We start from the raw sequence: 19,837 nt of genomic DNA, 5'->3' as shown, positions 1-19,837 counted from the left end.
ATGGGTGCCGAGTGCGTGACGGCGGCCGTCAGGAGCGGTCCGGCCCGTCGCGGCTGTCGGTCGCGTTTCGATCCGGCTTGCGGGTGCTCGAGCCCTCGTCAGGCGCTTTCGACCTCGAGCCGTCGTCGGCCAACCCCGAGCCGGCATCGACTGCACTCGAGCCGTCGTCAGTCGACTCCGGTCCATTGTCGCTCGCCTGCGGCGACCGCGCGCCGCCGTCCGTAAGCTCCGACTCGGAGCCGGGATCGGGGAGGTCGGCGTCGGCCGCCTGCCCGCCGTCGGATCGGTCGGCGTCGGTCGTCGAGTCCGCCGCCGGCTCGCTGAACGAGGCGGCGACGCGAACGCCAACGAGACTCACGAGGATCCCGAGCAGGACGAACACCGCGAGGCGCTCGCCCGCGGTCGTCTGGAAGCTCGTGATCGTTCGCCAACCCAGGTCGAGGGTAGGTACGGTCAACGGGCCGATCTGGTCCTGGGTCTCGAGAAAGTACGCCGAAAAACCCCGCACGACGAAGCTGATCGCGACGACGATAAAGGGGAGATTGAGGTACGAGGCCCGCACGGGCCGGTCGCTGATGATCTCGTCGAGCAAGCGCCCCGCACTCGCGGTCAGCGCCGCCGTCGCCAGCCACGGGACGCCCTCGAAGGCGAACACCGCGGCCGGTATCAACACCTCTCCGCTCTGGGTCTCCTCGAGGCCGGACACGCCGAGCGCGCCGACGAAGACGCCGACAAAGGTCAGTCCCGCCGCGACGACGTAGGTGACGACCGATACCTGACCGGTGTACAGCGATTCTTTGACCTGATGGGCGAACCCGGTCACGAGGTCGTCGATGTTGAACCCCTTGTACAGCAAGAACAGGCCGATGACGGTCGTGATCGCGGCGGCCCCTTCCGCCGGCCCGAAGGCGGTCGCGAGCATCGGGAACACGAGCAGAGTGAGCCCGATGGGGACCAGCACCGTCTGGCGCAACTCCTCGTCGGCGAGAAACTGTTTGAGCAGGTAGTACGTCGACTCGATGTCTCGCGCCTGTCGGACGACGACCCGGTCGACCGAGTCGACCTGCACGCGGCTCTCGACGATCGGAACCAGCCGCTCGTCTTCGGCGCTGTCGATGACGACCACTGCCGAGTCCGGATCGTAGTCGGCGATGAGGTCGTCGAGCTGGCGCGCGACGGCCCGATCCGCCGAGACCATTGACTCGCGTTCGCCCGAGACGACCGCCACGACGGTCTCTTCGTCCTCGTCGCGGAGGTTTTGGGCGACCCGAAGGGACTCGAGCAACGAATTTACGCCGGAGTCCTCGGGATCTGCGAGCCCGACGTCCGTCACGAGCGCGCGTACTGCCTCCCAGCCGACGATTGGAGACTGGAGGCCGGTCCGGCGGCCGACGTCGTCGGTCCGGTCGAGACAGATGACCAGCGTAGTCACGGTAGACGTTCGACGCCCTGCCACGATAAAACCACGCACTCGGCCGTCCGTTCGCGAGACGAGCCGCGCCGAAAAACCGCCCTCGAGTACCGGGCCGGCTCAGCTCCGGAGCCGGAATCCTCGATCCTCAGCCATACCCGAAATGCCCGCACCGAACGCGTAGGCGATTCCGCGAGCGCCGGTGCCGACCCGTCGCATCAGCGGCTTGGGTGGTTCGAACGATTCGACCGCCACCTCGTCGATCGCCAGCCGATCCGCGAGTTCGTCCTCGAGGTCCCGCCTCGTGCCGAGTTCGTCCACGAGACCCATCTCGTGGGCGTCCTCGCCGAGGTAGATCCGCGCTTCCGTCTCGCGGATCAACTCGGCGTCGAGGTCGCGCCCGTCGCTCACCCGCTCGACGAACGTCTCGTAGTAGTCGTCGATCAGACTCTGGAGGTACTCCCGTTCTTCCTCGTCCATCTCCTTGAGCGGCGTGCCGGCGTCCTTGAAGTCCCCAGCGGCGAAGCGCTCGTAGGAGAGTCCCACTTTGTCGGCCAACCCGCTCGCGTTGACCCGGGAGCCGATGACGCCGATCGAGCCGACGATGCTCGCGTCTCGAGCCCACAGTTCGTCACAGCCGCTGGCGATCCAGTAGCCGCCACTGGCACAGAGATCGGTCGTGTACGCGATCGTCGGCCCGTCGAAGCGCTCTGCCGCGAGCCTGATATCGTCGCTCGGGACGACCTCGCCACCGGGCGTGTTCAGCTTCACCAACAGCGCCTCGACGTTCCCGTCTTCGTCCGCCCGATCGATCTGGTCGACGATGTCGTCGGCCGGCGTCGAGCCCGGACTCGAGGGCAGCGAACCGCCGCCGCCGTCGCGGCTGATCGGGCCGTCGACGGCGACCTCGGCGACGTTATAGCCCGGAAACATGGAACTCGCGATATTGCCGGCGATTCGGACCCCGACGGCGGCGACCGCGAGCGCCAGGAGTATCCCGAGTAGGTCCGCCAGCGAGGCTGGGAAGACGACAAACAGGACGACGCCACCGACGGCGAACACCGCCGCGCCGACGACGACGATCGCAAGCCGCTCGGTCTCGGTCCGACTAACCACGACAGACACCTCGTTTCATGGCCCTACCTCCGTGTGCCTTTCTGTTAAGCGTTCACGTCTCGAGGCGTTCCAGCAGAAATCGACGGCGCCATCGAAACTCAGTGTCTCGACAGTTCTCAGTTCGAGACGCGAGTCTCGTCGGAGTCGGTGCTTTCAGCTTCGCTCCCGTCTCTCTCGTCGCTCTCGGATTCGTAACCGCCGAACTCGAGGACGTCCCTATCGTCGCTCGCTCCCGACTCGCTCACGTCGAACGCCTCGAGCGAGTCGGACAGCGCCTGGGCCGAATCGGCCAGCGAGCGCGCGCCGGCGGCGATTCCTGCAACCGAAGCCGTCTGTTCTTCCGCGGCCGCGGCGACGCTGTCGGCCTCGGCGTTCGTCTCCTCGCTCACGTCGGTCGCGGTCTGGACCATCGAAACGACCTCCTGGCTGGCTCTGGCCTGCTCGTCGGTTGCGCGATGTATCTCATGGACGCCGTCGTTGACGTCCTCGACCTGTTCGGTGATGTCCTCGATCGCAGCGATGCCGTCCTCGACGGAGTCGACGCTGTCGTCGACCTGCTCGCGCATCTCGCGGACGCTCGAGACCGCCTCGTCGGTGCTGTCTTGCACCTCGCCGATCAGCGAATCGGCCTGTTGGGTCGCTTCGGCGGTCTCCTCGGCGAGTTCCTTGACCTCGTCGGCGACGACCTCGAAGCGCTCGCCCGCCTCGCCGGCTCGAGCGGCCTCGATCGACGCGTTCATCGCGAGCATGTTCGTCTGCGCTGCGATCTCGTCGATCAGGTCGACGACGTCGCCGATCCGTGCGACCTCCTCGTCCAGCGACCCGATCTGGGTCGCAATCGCCTCGGTTCGGCGCTCGAGGCGGTCCATCTCGCTTCCGATCTCGGCGGTCGACTCGTTCGCGTCCTCGGCGCGAGTCGCGGTGGCTTCGGAGGCGTTCGCGACGGTTTCGGCAGTCGAAGCGACCTCCTCGACGGTGGCTGAGAGATCGTTCATTTCCGAGCGGACGTTCTGGAACTGGGTCTCCTGTCGGTCCGTCCCCGCGGCGATCCGCTCTGCGGACTCGCTGACGTGATGGGTCGCCTGTTCGATTTCGTCGACCCGCGAGGCGACGTCCGCGCTGACATCGTCGACCTCGGCTCCGAGGCGCTGTATCGTGAGGATCGTCTCCTCGAGTTGGTCGACCATCTCGTTGAACGCGCGGGCGATCTCGGCCATCGCGTCGTTCTCGACGTCCTCGCCTAACTGCTCGGTGAGGTCGCCGTCGGCCGCAGCCGCCATCGCCTCGCTGACGCGCTCGGCTTGCACCTCGAGTCGCCGCGCCATCTCCTGTGCCTCGTCGCGGACCGCACGCGCCTCGGCCTGGGACTGCTCGAGTTCGGCGACGAATGCCTCGAGGTCTCGTTGCATCGTCTCGAGCGAGTCGCCGAGCGCGCCGGGGACCGCCTCCTCGAGTACGGGGTCGTCGAACTCTCGCTCGGCGATCGCGTCCGCCTGCTCGGCGACCGTCCGCAGGTAGTCGGTGCTCTCGGCGAAGCCGTTCTGTACGCGCCCGAGTTCGTCGATCCGGTCGGTCGATTCGATCTCGACGTCGAGGTCGCCGGTCGCGAGTGCGCGCGCGTTCTCGGCGAGGTCGCCGGTCGCGAGTGCGCGCGCGTTCTCGGCGAGGTCGTCGAGCGCGCGTGCCGTCGGCCGACCGATCACCGCTCCCACGGCGACGAACCCGAGCAGCGAGATGCCGACGAGCATGAGCAACGAGTTGCCGACGCTGTCGGCGAGCGCGTACGCGTTGCCCTGCGGAGCGTGGGAGGCCAGCACCCAGTCGGTCCCATCGACCGGCGAGTAAGCGACGAGTTCGTTCGTCCCGCCGTACGACGTGACGCCGGCGGCGTCGATATCGTCCTCGAAAATCGATTCGGACTCGTCCACGCGGTAGTATCCCATGACTTGATCGCGGCCGGAGTCGAACATGATCGCGTCGTCGTCGGAGTTGACGACCTGCGTGTAGCTTCCCTCGATCGGGGTGTCGAACATCGAGGCTCGCTCCTCGACGTCGACGCTGACCATAATCATCCCGTCGGGTTGCCCGTCGACGTAGATCGGGCTGAGGAAGCCGACCATGTGTTCGCCGTCGCGTTCGTACGTGTCCGTGTACGTCGTCTCGAAGTCCGCCTCGAGGTCGCGTACGCCCCGTTCTTCGACCTGACCGTCGGCGTCGTAATGCACGCTCGAGCTGCCGAGCAAGACGCGGACGTCCGTTCCGATCGCGTCTTCGCTCGTGCTCTGGGCGATGATCGCGTTGGTCGATCCGAGTCCGGATTCGAAGTAGTGAATGTCCTGGGTCGCATTGGGTTGTTCTGCCAGTTCGTCGTCGAGTAACGCATCGATGGCGTCCTCGTCGCCGCTGGCGAACGTCTCGTGAGCAGCGAGCAGACGAGTCTGTTGTTCGTGGTCTTCGACCCACTTCGAGAGTTCGGCCGCCTCGCCCTCGGCGGTGAGCTCCATCTCCCCCCGCGTGTCCGCCGTGAGCGCACTCGAGATGTCGACGTAGAAAAAGACCGCGGCGACGATCGTACACAACAAAACGAGTGCGAGCACGACGCCGAATTTGGCGACGTAGCTTCGCCGCACTCGCTCCGGTAGTATTTCCTCACTATTGAGTTCCATTTCTCCCTGATCTGTACTCAGATAGAACTATCATGAATGTTCTGGCCAACCGACAGGATCGCTCGATCCATCCAGTACGTAAACGCATTTTTATAATACATAGATACCTCGGAAATTTTTATTCCAGATGTTGTGGTTGGCACCCATGCTGTGAGCCAACGAGGATACGCTGTCGTCAAAGCTGCGGTCGGAGCGGGGGACAACGTCGCTGAGACGCCCGACGAACGAGCAACGGTTGACCTCGTATACATCATCAACATGCTCGATGTCGGTGGGGCAGAAATCGGTGCGTGTCGTGCCATCTCGGGGCTCGATGACGACCGATACGACGTGACTGTCATCGCGCTCGACGGGTGCGATCCGACCTTCGTGGAACGACGACTTCCAGACGCTACAACGGTGCTCGATTGCAGACAGATCGACGACATCGACGGTATTTCGGCGCTCCTTACAGCCATCACCAGCGCAGATGTCATTGTCGGGTCGCTCTTTCACTCCGCGCTCCTCGCTCGAGTCGCCGGCGTCGTCAATCGGAGCGCAGTCGTTGCGACCTGGCAACACAACGAACGTTTCAAAAACTCGTTCAGGCGGACGATTTCAAACCTGATGAATCCGCTGAGCGATGTAATTCTTGCCGACTCCGAACCCGTTGCAGCGATGCTTCGACGCGAGTTCGGACTGTCGAGCGAAGTCGTCGAAACCGTCCCTATTGCCGGCCTCTCGATGAGTGACTTCGAGCCGCGAAATCACCGGGAGCGAGACCCCGTCGTCGTCGGTAGCGTCGGTGTCCTATCGGAGCAGAAGAACTACCACACCCTGCTCTCCGTCGCGGAGATGCTCGCCGACGAAGCAATCGTTTTCCGCATCGCTGGTGACGGTCCGAAGCGCGACGAACTCGAGTCTCGAATCGAAGACCTGGGACTCGAGAACGTTAGGCTGTTGGGTCACGTCGATGACCTCCCCGCGTTCCTGAACGACGTTGATGTGTACGCGCAGACGTCGCGTTTCGAGGGGCTTTGTATTACGGTCGTCGAAGCGATGGCAGCGGGACTGCCGGTCGTGGGCAGTGACGTGAGTGGTATCGCGTACAACGTAGAAGCGGCCGAAAACGGCTATCTCCACGATCCCGACGATATCGGGGGATTTTGCACCTCCATCCGAAAGTTGGCTAACAGCTTATCGAAGCGACGTCAGTTCGGCGAGCGAGGACGGCGGTTCGTCGAACGGACCTATACGCGGGACGTACTGATCGAGAGATTCGAACGGGCGATCCGCAACGGCTCGGCGCGGACCTGAACCGATATCCGATCCGGGGTGAGAAACCTGGCTGGTCCGCTTTGCTACCCGTACGACGGCGTGACAAACGGCAAAAACGGTATCGGCTCGGACGCTGAGGATCCTATCGGACCCGAGAGATACGCTCCCTCTGGGTGACGGACCGTTCAAGAATGGGAACCGCCCGTCAATTCGTCGAACTGGAGGCGAAACTGCTGATATTCATGTTGCGAAGTCGTTCCCCCGCCGAACAATGTCACAGCAGGCGTGACAACATATTATACAAAACTGTGTTGTAGCCGTTGGCGATGCGAATAGCCTTTATTCACCCCCATTACCCCACTGCGGAGGGGACGGGTGCGACCTATTCGGCGACACAAATCGTGAGCGGGCTCGCAAAGGCAGGACACGAGGTATGCGTATACTGTACTGAGACGCCGGATGAAGACCTGCAACTGCCCGACATCGAGTGTCGCTACCTCACGGGAACCAGCAGTCATCCGCACACGGATACGAAACTGATCAACGAAATACGTTCTCGACTCGAGGAGTTCGGCGAGTACGATGTCGTCCATAGTTACTTGATGGCGCTGATCCCTGCGCTCGCAGAGATCGGCCAACGGACCGATGCGGCAACGGTCGTCACGTTAAACGCCTATCAGGGTGTTGGGAATTCATTGAACGGATTGATTTGATAGTATCGTCACAAGCCTCGAGGCATTCGACTTGATCCCAGATTTTTGATTTAAAAACCTCTTCGGCACTGTCTAGTTGAGCCAGTTTGAGGAACGAGCAGGTCGTTGAGTGAATTGGACTAGAATGCTCGCAGACCTGCTCAGCCAGTGCTATGACCCGGATTTAGAAGAATCTTGGGGGAACGAGCGGACGGCGACGCCGGTCAGGGCGTTCGCCGTCCGCATCCACGAAACCGGTTGTTCGCTCCGCGAGACAACTACAATCTTAGCGGAATTAGGCGTTGAACGCTCGCATGGAGCGGTTTGGAATTGGGTGCATCGGCTGGCTGACAGCGAGTGCGACCTGCCTGAGGCGCAGCCGAAGCGGGTCGCGGTTGACGAGACTGCTGTCAAGATCAACGGCGAGTGGTCTTGGTTGTACGATGCAATAGACACCGAGACGAAGCTGATTCTCGATGTCGCGTTGGTTGGTCGGCATGGCACCGATCCGGCAGCTGCGTTTCTGCATCGACTCGACGAGAAATACGATTTCTCCGACACCGTATTTCTCGTGGACCAGTTCGGTATCGGACTGCCCTTGCTCGATTAGGATTGAGCGGTCGGGTCAACTACACCGAGCGAAACTTCATCGAAAAGTGGTTTCACACCCTCAAAATGCGGATCGACCGCTTCCACAACTCGTGGGTGGGCAGTCGGTCGAGCGCACGCCAATGGATTGAACAATTCATGCACTACTACAACCGCCAGAGACCGCACCAAGCTCTGGACGGAAAGACGCCGATCGAGGAGGTGCAGAACTACTTGACTTCGCACGTTAGACGAACATGCCTTCGATCTGGTGCATTAGCTCGTCAGTACTCCGGGTTGGGCTGTTGAGAGCCCAGGACAAGAGGTTTTCAACGCTTTCGCGGAAGGATCGCTTGATATCGGTGCGCAGCGAGGTTGCTCGTTCGAGAATCGTTCCAAGGGCGCTATGTGCAGCACCGAGCTTGAGGAGGCTGTAGGCCAGCATCAGCAGGTGCCAGTCGCCACTGGCACCTGCGGCATGCCGGAGCTCGCAGTCTCCAAAACCGAGATCCTGCTTGGTGTCCCTGAAGAACGTCTCCACACGCCATCGCATCGCGTACAACGCGATGAGATGGCTCGCTGGCGCATCGATTTTGTTCGAGACGATGTACTTCACGCTCAGTTCGTCATCCTCGTCGCTAGCTTCTTTCGTCGTAATCAGGAGCTTCACCTCACCAAGACGACTTACTTCGCGTTTTTGCGTCCAGATGTGGTAGGTTTCGCCGTTGATCATGCGCGGAACGGTGTCGATGCGCTCGGCCAGCGCATCGACCCGGATTCGTTCACCACCGTACAAGACACGTGCGTCGCTTTTGACGGCTGAAACCCACTCTTTGCCGTAGGTTTCGAGGTGCGTGACGAACTCCTGGGAACAGTAGCTCATGTCAAAGAGATAGGTGTCCGCTGGGACACCTATCTCGATGAGTTCGTCGACGAGTTCAATAGCCAACTCAACCCGCCGCTGTGCGTCTTTTTCGTAGAGACGAAAGCCGAGGGGATAGGTGGTTTTCTCGTCGGCGTAGAGTGCATAAACCAGATTCTGGCCCCAGATATAGCCACGAATCGTGTGGTCGTAGAACTTTCCGGCGTTCGGGATTTGCTCGCCGGTTTTGTGCGTGAAGGTGTCGTCAATGATGACGACACCGTCACTGCTCCACTTCGTGTCGTTCGTCTGTTGGAGAAGCGCGAGACGTTCTTTGTTGAGCTGGTCTTCCTCCCAGTTATACTCGGTGAGGAACTTGTTCAGGGCGCGCTCACTTTTGGCCGGGAGAACCTGGTTCGAGATGCCTTGGACGGTCTTGTTGCTGGCCGCAACAAGACCTGTAACGTAGGTCTTGGCGTGGTGTTTCTGCCTCATCGAGAAACACTCCAACTGGTCGATTGGCTCAGCACATGACAGAAACGACGTAACAGGGAGCATTAGCGATCAATGCTAGTCCTACGCGCTCTACCAGCATAAGGTGCGAAGTCAAGTAACTAAGCACTGCCCCGAAGCGAGTAACTGATGAACACTTATGATGTCTTTGCGACATCACCTCGATCAGCAGTAATATCACCATCAGCTAGGGTATCTGGGTTAATATTGAAGTCGAATATCTCCTCGGGAACAGAAACTGTGACACAAGTATTTGGAAGATCGACAATACCGGCGATCCGACTCTCTACTGGGGCCGTGCTCAGGAGCATGTAGGCCTGTTCTGGACTGTATCCAAAGTTCGTCATGTAGTCGATGGCATCGAGACACGCACGACGCATTCCGATGTTGGCATTCTTATAGTGCTGAGTTCCATCCTCGTCGACGGAGTAGCCCTCGAAGACGACGTAATTGGAGAAGTCAGGGTCCATGTATCCCGGCTTGAACATGGCGTAATCCGTCCCCATCTTCTCCATCCCGTTTTTGATAACATCGACTCGCAAATCGATCCAGCCGGGGAATTCGATTGCGCCACAGAACGTGATCTCCCCGTCACCCTGTGAGAAATGCAGATCGCCAGTGATGAAGTTCGCGCCTTCGACGAATACTGGGAGGTACACTCGCGATCCTCGACCGAGGTTTTTGATGTCACAGTTACCAGCGTTCTCTCGAGGCGGAATCGTTCGCGCAGCTTCTTTGGCTGCTTCATCGACCTCGTCTTCGTCCATATCACCGAGGAGGACATCGTTCGGTTCCGGCGGAAGGGCGAGCGGTGGTTCCTCTTTACCCGTTTCGTGATTGACGGCGGTCTTGTCATCTGTACCGCGTTCGATGAGCGCACGCTCGCGCTCGTTCCACTCTTTGAGAAGTTCGTGCGACGGGGCAGTCCCGAGAATTCCTGGATGTGCACAGCCGGGGAAGCTGACGTCTTCAATATGGCGTGTACTGGCCATTACTCCGTCCAGTTCCCAGATGCTCTTTCGGGCCTCAGGGAAGTGGTCTGTCAGGAATCCGCCACCGTTTTCCTGATCGAAGATGGCGTTGAATCCCCACTCGTGATCCGGGAACGCACCGAGGTCAAGAATATCCACCACGAGTATGTCTCCCGGTTCGGCCCCTTTGACCTCGAAGGGACCGCTCAGGTGGTGGTTCGGGTCTAGTTCCATGTCCCGGATGTCGTTCGCGCTATCGTCGTTGTTGACCTGCCCCCCGGTCCAGTCGAGACATTCGATTCGAACTTTTTCACCGGGATTGATTGTATCTACCGGCGGAACGTCTGGATGCCACCGATTCACGACCGGATCCGGTTGCTCATCTGGCGGTGCATCTGTGTCTACCTCGAAGACCGTTTCTGGCATGATACACGTTGACTGATATCGTGGCTATATTTATATCTAATTCCTAGTATTTGATCAATTTTGAAAGAATAAAACCGAACCAGATACCTTAACATACCATGTATAGTTAACCACCCAGTTATGACTTAACATCCTATGGTATGTTAGGTAGATCTATGCGGAGGTTTCTATCCAACTTACTTGACCGAAGTAAAAGGAATGTCGACTACTGTCGCCAGTTCGGAAGTTCGCCACGTGAMGCTCTCGGGGGGGAAACGAGTGCGGCCGATGGTGACGATACTGGCGTGTGAAACGGTCGGCGGGGACCGAACGGACGCCGTCGACTTCGGCGTCGGGATCGAACTCGTTCACACCGCATCGCTCGTCGTCGACGACATCATCGACCGCTCGGAGCTTCGACGGGGGACGACCAGCGCCTGGGCCGAGTTCGGCCACGGGCCGGCGATCATCGCGAGCGACGGACTGCTCGGCGAGGCGTTCGCCCTCTTTTCGGCGGATCCGAAGGCGACGCAGGTCGTCGCCGAGTCGCTGGTCGAACTCGGCGTCGGCGAGGCGACCGAACTCTCCTCTCAGCCCTCGAACGAAGCCGAGTACATGACCCTCGCGCGCCGGAAGACCGGCGCGCTATTTCGCGCCGCAGCAGAACTGGGCGCGATCGCCGCCGGCTCCGACCCGTTTACCGTCGAGACGCTCGGCGAGTACGCCGAACGCGTCGGCGTCGCCTTCCAGATCAGAGACGACGTGTTAGACGCGACCGCGGATCCATCCTCGCTCGGAAAACCGACCGGCCACGACGCTGCCCTCGAGCGCCCCTCGGTGGTCCAGGTGACCGACCTGACGCCCGCGGAGGCGAACGAACGAGCTCGATCGCAGGCGGATCGGGCGATCGACGCGCTCGAGACCGTCGATGCGGTCGATACGGCGGCCCGAGACTACCTCCTCGAGCTGGCGGAGTTCGTCGTCGAGCGCGAGCGGTAGTCGAACCCGTCTGCGGACGACAACGAGTAACCACGCTATTCGCCGTCCCAGTAGTCTACGTCGCCATCGATCGGATAGTATCCCGAGAGCGACCGCTCCTCGCGCCCGCCTGGCGGCGAGCCGACGTAGACGCCAAACTTCTCCGAGTCCGGGTACACCGTTACGTCCGGCTCGTTCATGGTCGAGATCAGGAGGTATCGAAGCGCCGTCTCGGAATCGTTTATTACCTTGTGGCCGCCGCGCTCGTCGGCCGGGAACGAGACGTAGTCGCCGGCCTCGAGGTCGTACATCTCGTCCGCGAGCCGAAGCGTTCCGGTTCCGGCGAGTACGTACATCGCCTCTTCGTTCGCGGCGTGATAGTGGTACGGCCACGATTCGTTTCCGGCCGGCAGCTCGTAGAGGCTACAGCCGAGTTGCTCGCCGTCTGCGGCCTCGCTCAGTTGTTTTCGTCGCGCGTTCATCGTCCCCTGGGTCAGTTCCGTCCACTCGAGGTCGTCAGCGTGTACTGGTCCCATGTTGATGCCTTTCGACCGGGAGCGAATAGGGTTTTGTGCCGGTCGTGCTGGACAGTTGTGTCCGACTTGCCCCTCCCTTCCGACCGTCGAGTGAAACGGCCACCAGCGGCCCATTCGATCGCGTCGAGTTGCTAGGCGCTGTCCGCTCGAGGCGTCCCCTCTGAAAAGCGTGATTCGGCAACCGCGAACGCGAGCGTGCTCACGATACCGAGGACCGTTCCGGCGGTCAGCGCACCGGCGAGCATCGCGATGCCGAACTCGTCGAGGAAGAACCCGCTGACCGCATAGAGGACGACGGCGATCCCGATCACGTAAAACGGTGCGTTGAGGTAGCGCCACTCGAGGCGACCGGCGATGTACTCGTCGGTGATCTGCCCGAGGCTCGTGGTGATGCCCGCGGCCGCCAGCCACTGGATCGAGCCGTACACCAGCGCAGCCAGCATCATGGGAATCCCGAGATCGGTCGACGTGGCCGCTCGCGTGTCTTCGAGCGTGTTGACGCCGCTGACGCCGCCCAGAGCGAGCAACGCGGTTGCGACGACGTACGCGAGCAGCGTGGTTCGGCCGGCGTACAGCGATCGGCGTCCGGACTCGACGGCGGCGTCGAGGTACTCGCCGAGCCCGAGTCCGCGGGAGATGAGGTAGAGCCCGAGCAGCGTCGAGGTGACCCCGAGGACGAGCCCCGGCAGGTTGAGCAACGCGCCGATCAGCGCGAGCGGATAGATCAGAAGCAGGATGCCGATCGGGATCAGGACGGTCCCTCTGGTTTCGGGATCGTCGAGCACCTGCTTGATCGTGTAGTACATCGACTCCAAGTTCTGCGCCTGACGGACGACCACCCGCCTGACGCCGTCGATCGGGACCCGCGACCGGATGATCGGAATGACCGACTCGTCCTGTGCGCCGTCGGTGATGACCAGCGTCGTGACGTTCTCCGCGGTCGAGAGGCTCGCGAGGACGGTGTCGACCTCGTCGCCGACCTCGCGGTTGGCCTCGAGGTCGCTCCCGTCGTTGCCCGTGACGACCGCGACCTCGACGCTCTCGTCGCGTTCCGCGAGGTCGTCGTAGACGTGAATCCCCTGAAAGATGACGTTGACGTCCGAGTCCTCGGGGTCTTCGGTCGCCAGCGCGACGGCGGCCTCCTCGACCGATTCGCGGCCGATCACCGGGGTCGAAAAGCCGGTCTTGCGGCCGAGGTCGTCGTCGAGATCGACACACAGGACCAACAGCATCGAGTCGAGGTACGGGTGCGTGGTATTTCCATCTTCTGGGGTAGTACGCAGGTCGGGGTGTCGATGCGGAGACGACCGATCGACGCACATCGATTATCTCGCGGGGGAATTCGTGACGATTTTCGAGATTGGCCTCTCGACTGTCCGGGCCTTGAGTGCGCTCAGTCGAACGTCCAAATGACCGGAGATTCGTCGTACCGTTCGATCTTCGTGGGTAGGACCCGCAAGCCGGGGCGATTCCACACGGCTTTTGGCACTCGAGACGCTAGACGGAGTCGAATGATCTCGAAGGGCTGTGAGCAGTGTGCGAAAGGCGGCAAGATGGTGCTGTTCGTCTACGGCTACTGCGATCAGCGCGACTGCTTTTACTGCCCGCTCGGCGAGTCACGCAAGAACGTCACCGACGTCTACGCAAACGAACGTCTCGTCGAGGACGACGAGGACGTCATCACGGAAGCCCACCGGATGGACGCGCTCGGAACGTCGATCACGGGCGGCGAACCGCAGGAAGCCCTCGAGCGAACCTGTCACTACCTGGAACTCCTCAAAGACGAGTTCGGGGAGGACCACCACACGCACCTCTACACCGGTATTACAGGCGGCAGAGAGAACATGCGCCGACTCTCCGAGGCCGGTCTCGACGAGATCCGATTCCACCCGCCGCTCGAGCAGTGGGGTGACCTCCACGGAACGGAGTGGGAGGATATTCTCTACATCGCGCGCGAGGAAGGGCTCACGCCCGCCTTCGAAATCCCCGGCATCCGTCCCGAACCGGAGTTCCTCGAGTTTCTCGACGAGGGCGCGGCGGAGTTCTGTAACATAAACGAGTTCGAGATGAGCCACGGGAACTTCCGCCGGATGCAAGCCGAGGGGTACGAACTCAAAGAAGATCACATGAGCGCGGTCGACAACGACCGCGAGACCATCCTCGACGTGATGGGCGATCACGAGCGGACCTACTTCTGTACCTCCGTGTTCAAAGACGCCGCACAGCACCGGCGGCGTCTCAAACGGGCCGCACGAAACGTCCGCAGGGAGTTCGACGACATTACCGACGACGGGACGCTGGTCTACGGCAAGACCAGAGCCGATCCGTCACGATTCGTCGACCTCGGCGTTCCCGAGGAGTTCTACACCGCCAAGACGAACCACGTCGAAGTCGCCTGGTGGCTCCTAGAGGAGATGATCGAGGAAGGCGACCTCGAGGACGGTGAAATCGTCGAACAGTATCCAACCTACGACGGCCAGGTCGTCGAGCGAACGCCGCTCGCGTAGGCACTTTTCGGCGGGTATTGAACGAACGGTCCACTGTAATCAGACCTCTTCAGTCGATCTCCGTCGGATCGACTTCCGGATGCGTAATGAGGTTCTCGCGACCGATCCGGAGCTTTTCGATCTCGTCGTCGTCGTCCATCTTCGAGAGGAGCTGGGAGACCTTCGCGTTCGACCAGCCGGTCTCTTTGACGATCGTCGCCTGTTTCATCCGCCCGCCGTTCTTACTGAGCATCCGGTGGACACGTTCTTCGTCGCTCAGCAGCGACGGGTCGACCTCGTCGTTTTCGGAGAACTCGAGTTCGGCATCGCGGGGCTCGTCGAGCGCTGACTGCTCGCTCGAAGCGCGGACGGAGCCAGCCGCAGCCAGGGAGTCCCCGTCGGTGACGGAATCGGAGCCGTGACTCGAATCGGTCCCCGGGACGTCGATCTCCGGAATGCGTTCGATCAACGGCTCGATTTCTGAGCGTCGCTGGGCGAGCAGATAGCCACTCACACCGAACGCGACTGCGAGCACGGCGAAGGCCCCGCCGATCCAGCCCAGGTTCTGGAACAGTGGCGATCCACCGGACGAGAGGAAGACGAGATCCGGCTCTTCGTCCAACTCGACGGGGCCGTCCCAGATGTAGGTACCGTCCTCGTCGCCGGGTGTCGCTGCCTCGTATCCTGGTGGTGTCTGGATGATTAATCGCTGATTACTGCTGAGGTACGGTAACGGATCGCCGTGTTCGTCCTGAAAAACGTCGTTGACGTAGACGCGGTTGCCGTCGACGTATCCGAAGTTCGTCCACGTGAACGAGTACGAGATCACGCCGATCGAAGCGTCGTCGACCTCGATGTCGTCGTCGCTTTCGATCGTCTCGAGTTCGGCTTCGGTCGGCGATTCGAACCGCGGTTCGTTCCAATGGTCGTTCTCGATCGACATGTTTCGATCGACCGAGTCCTCGACATCGGCGCTGGATCGTTTGAACGCGTCGATCGGCAGACCGTCTGTGGGGTTATTTCAGACCAGATCTCTATTTACAGGAATATTTCATGCTATCCGGATTGTGAGTGATGCCCGCATATTAATATCTGTAAGAATAAGTCAAAATACACTCATTCGTAACGGTCAAATATGGCATAGATTTATGTGGGCTATTACCATATCACGTCTTATGGGTTCTAACGACTCAGCCCAGGCGCAAACTTTCGGACAGTTCGGTGGACGCCATGTCCCAGAGGAATTAGAAGAGGTACTTGCGGATCTAGCTGATGAGTACGACCGTCTGAAAGGGGATCAAGAGTTCCAGGAGGAACTCGACGAACTGATGCGTAATTTCGCAGGTCGTCCCACACCGCTTTATCACGCACCCACGCTTTCCGAGGAGTACGGAGCGACCATCTATCTCAAGCGGGAAGACCTAGTTCACGGCGGGGCTCACAAACTGAATAACGCGCTCGGCCAAGCACTATTGGCCAAACACACCGGCAAAGAGCGACTAATCGCTGAAACGGGTGCTGGCCAGCATGGAACAGCGACGTCAATCGTTGGTGCGCTCACTGGTCTCGAGACAGAGATCTACCAGGGTAAAAAGGACGTCGAGCGGCAGCAAATGAACGTCTTCCGGATGGAGCAAATGGGAGCGACTGTTAATAAGGTCACACGCGGTGGTGCTGGCCTCGCAGATGCGGTCGATGCGGCTATGGAAGACCTGATCGAAAACTCTGATGACACCCACTATATGGTCGGTTCGGTCGTCGGTCCAGACCCGTGGCCGCGAATGGTCCGTGACTTCCAGTCGGTGATCGGCGAAGAGGCTCGAGAACAAATCCTCGATCAGGAGAGCCAATTACCGGACGCTGCTGTCGCCTGCGTTGGCGGCGGTTCGAATGCGATGGGGCTATTCGATCCGTTCTTCGACGACAACGAAGTCGATTTCTACGGTGCGGAGGCCGCCGGAAAGGGACTTGAAACCGATCAGCACGCAGCACCGCTCTCAGAAGGGGAAGAGGAAGTATACCAGGGAATGCGAACTCGGGTAATCGACGACGATGTCGAAGTCCACTCCATCGCTGCTGGCCTCGACTATCCCGGAGTAGGGCCGGAACACGCGAACTATCAAGTAATCGATCGATGCACGTATCGGGGCGTTCTTGACGACGAAGCGCTCGAAGCCTTCCAAGATCTCTGTGAGTACGAAGGGGTTGTTCCCGCTCTCGAGTCGAGTCACGCTGTCGCTCTTGCGAAGAAAGTGGCCGCCGAGATGAGCGAGGACGACGTTCTTCTCGTAAACGTAAGCGGAAGAGGTGACAAAGACGTCGAAAAGATTGCCTCAGAGTACTTGCAGTAAGCTATGGACCGTTCCGGTTGGGTAGTAGTCTCTGTCCCGAGAAGACTCCACTCTTTCTACGCCAAGTGTACGTGTTTCGTCGGCTCCATCGCAGGTCTATTCGCGGCCATTATATGATGTATTGGTAATAGTTGTTTTATCAATATTATGGATATATTTCTTATTTGCTTTTGACTTAACGGTGTGAGTCGAGCAGGAGTTTCTCTTCGACGCGTTTGACCTCGTGTTGGACGTCGCGGACGGCGTCGATGTTCGCCGAGATCGAGCTGATGCCCTGATTGACGAGGAACTGGACCATATCCGGCTTCGAGCCGGCCTGGCCGCAGATGCTCGTCTCGATATCGTGTTCCCGGCAGGTCTCGATGACGTCCTCGAGCAGCCGCAAGATCGCGGGGTGGAGTTCGTCGAAGCGATCCGCGACGTGCTCGTTGTTGCGGTCGACCGCCAGCGTGTACTGGGTGAGGTCGTTCGTCCCGAAGGAAGCGAAGTCGATGCCCGCTTCGGCCAGTTCCTCAACGCTCAGTGCTGCGGCGGGCGTCTCGATCATCGCGCCCCACTTGCGTTTCTCGGGGTCGATGCCGGCGGCTTTCAGCTGCTCTTTCGCGCGGTAGACGTCCTCGGCGTCGTTGACCAGCGGGAGCATGATCTCGACGTTGTCGTAGCCCATCTCGTAGAGCCGGGCGAACGCCTCGAGTTCGTGTCCGAAGACGTCGGTCCGATCGAGCGAGCGGCGGATGCCCCGGTAGCCGAGCATCGGGTTGTGCTCGACTGGCTCGTCGTCGCCGCCCTCGAGCTGGCGGAACTCGTCGCTGGGCGCGTCGAGCGTGCGCACGCGGACTGGCCGCGGGTAGAACTCGTCGGCGACGGTTCGGATCCCCTGGATGAGTTCTTTGATGTAGGCGTCGGTGCCGTTTTCCTCGATGAACTTCTCTGGGGTCTGGTTCAGCGAGAGGATCATGTGCTCGGTGCGAAGCAGGCCGACGCCGTCGGCACCCGTCGCGGCCGCGCGTTCGGCGGCTTCGGGGATGGAGACGTTGACCTTGACTTCGGTCGCCGTCATGGGTTTGACCGGCGACTGCGGGCGGACCTCCTCGACCGGTTCGGTCTCCTCTTCGGGGTCGACCGTCTCGCCCTCGAGGACGGCGCCCTTCTCGCCGTCGAGCGTGACGAGTTGACCGTCCTCGAGCACTGTCGTCGCGTTGGTCGTCCCCACAATGGCGGGGACGCCGAGTTCGCGCGAGACGATGGCGGCGTGGCTGGTCATGCCGCCCTCGTCGGTGACGATGCCCGCGGCGCGTTTCATCGCGGGGACCATATCCGGCATGGTCATCTCGGTGACGATGATGTCGCCCTCACCGACCTTCGCGAGGTCGTCGAGTTTCGTGACCACCTGTGCGGCCCCGCTGACGGTGCCGGGGCTCGAGCCCAGCCCGTCGACGATGATTTCGCCGGTGGCCTCCGATGCGTCTCCGTCACTCGCGCCGCTTCCCCCCTCGGAGCCGCTCTCGGCGGCCTGAACGCTCCCGCTTCCGTCGGTGACGCCCTGGGCTGCGTTGACGGCCCCGGAATCGGACGCCTCGACTTTGGCGTCATCAGGTTCCTCGATCGTGGTGATCGGACGGGACTGGAGCATGAAGTCCTCGTCGTCGGTCATCGCCCACTCGACGTCCTGGGGCGTGTCGTAGTGATCCTCGACGTGCTCGCCGAGGTCGACGAGCGAGAGAGTTCGTCGTCCGAAAGCACTCGTTCGGTGCGTTTGTCCTCGGGAACCTCGCGTTCGACGGTCTCTCCGGTCTCCTCGTCTTTGACGTGCATGACCTTCTTCTCTGCGACGGTCACGTCGACGTCGTCCTCGGTGCGCGAGACGACGTAGTTGTCCGGAGAGACCGCCCCGGAGACGACGGCCTCGCCGAGTCCCCAGGCGGCCTCGATGATCATCGTCGGATCGCCCGTCGAGGGGTGGCTGGTGAACATGACGCCCGATTTCTCGGCGTCGACCATCTGCTGGACGACGACCGCGATGTTGACCGCGGAGTGGTCGAAGCCCTGCTCCTGTCGGTAGTAGATCGCCCGCTGGGTAAACAGCGAGGCCCAGCACTCCCGCACGCGATCGAGCAACTCGTCTTCGGTGACGTTCAGGTAGGTGTCCTGCTGGCCGGCGAAGGAAGCGTCCGGCAGGTCCTCGGCCGTCGCCGAGGAGCGAACGGCGACGAAGGCCTCGCCGTCGCCGACCTCGCGGTAGGCCTCGAGGATCTCCTCGCGGAGGGCCTCGGGGAACGGCGTCTCGAGGATGAGTTCCTGAGCGCGGTCGGCCGCGGTCGCGAGCGCGCTCGAGTCGTCGGTGTCGACGTCGACGACGTCGAAGAGCTCGTCGTCGATGTCGGCGTTTTCGATAAACGATCTGTAGGTACCTGCCGTGACGACGAATCCCGGTGGGACCGGCAAGCCCGCCCCCGTGAGTTCACCGAGAGAAGCACCTTTGCCGCCGACCGTCTCGAGGTCGTCGGCGCTGATCTCGTCCAGCCAGAGTACAGCCATCTGTACCTAACAAAATCGGATAACTAAATAAAGAGTCTTACGGGTTGTGATAGCTGAGTTAGGTATCGTTACGGGTTATGGCTACGATGGTGAGAGATGTCCCCTCATTCCTTGTTTGTTACTACCAAACTCACCCCTTGGCACCATATGAAAATAGATGATTCTTTTACCTATATTCATTATATTACTCATATACACCATGATTTATAGAAAATTTATGTGTATTTTATATAGCCACTTGCGTTCGCATAACAGAACGGAGATATCATCTGAACTACTCGCTCGATTCCCTTTTTTGGAGCTAATCCGTCTGTCTGCTTCCGGATTGTTTTGCTGTAGAGGACCCAATAGCACCATCTGCTTTAAGAAAAATAGGCGATCAAGACGACGCCAATAGCTACTGGATCGAACGTTGTTTTCCATCTGCATTGACTAGCGCGGCCACAGACGAATACGGTAACTCAATC

12 protein-coding genes and 3 pseudogenes are annotated in these 19,837 nt (G+C 60.6%); 6 read left to right on the top strand and 9 right to left on the bottom strand.

The annotated features are described in order from the left end of the window. Positions 1 to 28: 28 nt before the first annotated feature. The 3 genes from EL22_RS13255 to EL22_RS13245 all read right to left on the bottom strand — a co-directional run bounded on the left by EL22_RS13255 (position 29) and on the right by EL22_RS13245 (position 5,193). On the bottom strand, positions 29 to 1,432 hold the full coding sequence (locus EL22_RS13255; RefSeq protein ID WP_082146788.1) for a DUF373 family protein: 1,404 nt from the start codon (positions 1,430 to 1,432) through the stop codon (positions 29 to 31). Between the two features lie 99 nt (positions 1,433 to 1,531). After that, the gene (gene sppA, locus EL22_RS13250) at positions 1,532 to 2,527 is read right to left on the bottom strand and encodes a signal peptide peptidase SppA (RefSeq protein ID WP_050051954.1); all 996 of its coding nucleotides are present in this window, start codon (positions 2,525 to 2,527) and stop codon (positions 1,532 to 1,534) included. A gap of 116 nt (positions 2,528 to 2,643) precedes the next feature. Next, a complete protein-coding gene (locus tag EL22_RS13245; RefSeq protein WP_050051953.1) occupies positions 2,644 to 5,193 on the bottom strand; it encodes a methyl-accepting chemotaxis protein in 2,550 nt (849 codons plus the stop codon). Between the two features lie 150 nt (positions 5,194 to 5,343). On the opposite strand from EL22_RS13245, the gene EL22_RS13240 reads away from it, so the two are divergent. From EL22_RS13240 to EL22_RS13230, 3 genes and pseudogenes are all read left to right on the top strand, one after another. Beyond that, a complete protein-coding gene (locus EL22_RS13240; protein ID WP_050051952.1) occupies positions 5,344 to 6,489 on the top strand; it encodes a glycosyltransferase family 4 protein in 1,146 nt (381 codons plus the stop codon). Positions 6,490 to 6,776: 287 nt separating this feature from the next. Next, positions 6,777 to 7,163 (top strand): glycosyltransferase, encoded by a 387-nt coding sequence (locus EL22_RS13235; RefSeq protein ID WP_050051951.1) that lies wholly within the window; start codon positions 6,777 to 6,779, stop codon positions 7,161 to 7,163. Between the two features lie 124 nt (positions 7,164 to 7,287). After that, positions 7,288 to 7,961 (top strand): annotated as a pseudogene (locus tag EL22_RS13230) (IS6 family transposase); the annotation flags it as partial. A 16-nt stretch (positions 7,962 to 7,977) separates the two neighbouring features. Here the strand turns inward: EL22_RS13230 and EL22_RS13225 are convergent. After that, positions 7,978 to 9,150 carry an IS701 family transposase gene (locus EL22_RS13225; protein ID WP_050051949.1) on the bottom strand — a complete coding sequence of 391 codons (1,173 nt, stop codon included), beginning with the start codon at positions 9,148 to 9,150 and terminating at the stop codon, positions 7,978 to 7,980. Between the two features lie 92 nt (positions 9,151 to 9,242). Beyond that, complete coding sequence (gene fmdA, locus EL22_RS13220) at positions 9,243 to 10,502, bottom strand: formamidase (RefSeq protein WP_050051948.1); 1,260 nt, start codon at positions 10,500 to 10,502, stop codon at positions 9,243 to 9,245. A 216-nt stretch (positions 10,503 to 10,718) separates the two neighbouring features. Between fmdA and EL22_RS13215 the strand changes: the two are divergent. Beyond that, positions 10,719 to 11,480 (top strand): annotated as a pseudogene (locus EL22_RS13215) (polyprenyl synthetase family protein); the annotation flags it as partial. A gap of 35 nt (positions 11,481 to 11,515) precedes the next feature. On the opposite strand, the gene EL22_RS13210 reads toward EL22_RS13215, so the two are convergent. Then, positions 11,516 to 11,995 (bottom strand): cupin domain-containing protein, encoded by a 480-nt coding sequence (locus EL22_RS13210; protein ID WP_050051946.1) that lies wholly within the window; start codon positions 11,993 to 11,995, stop codon positions 11,516 to 11,518. A gap of 131 nt (positions 11,996 to 12,126) precedes the next feature. Beyond that, entirely contained in the window at positions 12,127 to 13,227 is a 1,101-nt protein-coding gene (locus EL22_RS13205) for a DUF373 family protein (protein ID WP_050052075.1), read from the bottom strand. 279 nt (positions 13,228 to 13,506) lie between these two features. Here EL22_RS13205 and EL22_RS13200 point away from each other — a divergent pair, with 279 nt between their 5' ends. After that, positions 13,507 to 14,502: a radical SAM protein gene (locus EL22_RS13200; protein ID WP_050051945.1), complete on the top strand. Its 996-nt coding sequence runs from the start codon at positions 13,507 to 13,509 to the stop codon at positions 14,500 to 14,502. 49 nt (positions 14,503 to 14,551) lie between these two features. Here EL22_RS13200 and EL22_RS13195 read toward each other — a convergent pair whose 3' ends face one another. After that, complete coding sequence (locus EL22_RS13195; protein ID WP_050051944.1) at positions 14,552 to 15,424, bottom strand: hypothetical protein; 873 nt, start codon at positions 15,422 to 15,424, stop codon at positions 14,552 to 14,554. Positions 15,425 to 15,629: 205 nt separating this feature from the next. Here EL22_RS13195 and trpB point away from each other — a divergent pair, with 205 nt between their 5' ends. After that, positions 15,630 to 16,832, top strand: coding sequence for a tryptophan synthase subunit beta (gene trpB / locus EL22_RS13190; protein WP_394298907.1), 1,203 nt, complete (start codon positions 15,630 to 15,632; stop codon positions 16,830 to 16,832). A 175-nt stretch (positions 16,833 to 17,007) separates the two neighbouring features. Here trpB and ppsA read toward each other — a convergent pair. Beyond that, positions 17,008 to 19,370, bottom strand: a pseudogene (gene ppsA / locus EL22_RS19060) (phosphoenolpyruvate synthase). Positions 19,371 to 19,837: the final 467 nt, after the last annotated feature.

The sequence above is a fragment of the Halostagnicola sp. A56 genome (assembly GCF_000691505.1).
GTDB lineage: Archaea > Halobacteriota > Halobacteria > Halobacteriales > Natrialbaceae > Halostagnicola.
The sequence above is the reverse complement of the archived record's forward strand: the minus strand, read 5'-3'. Positions and strand labels throughout refer to the sequence as shown.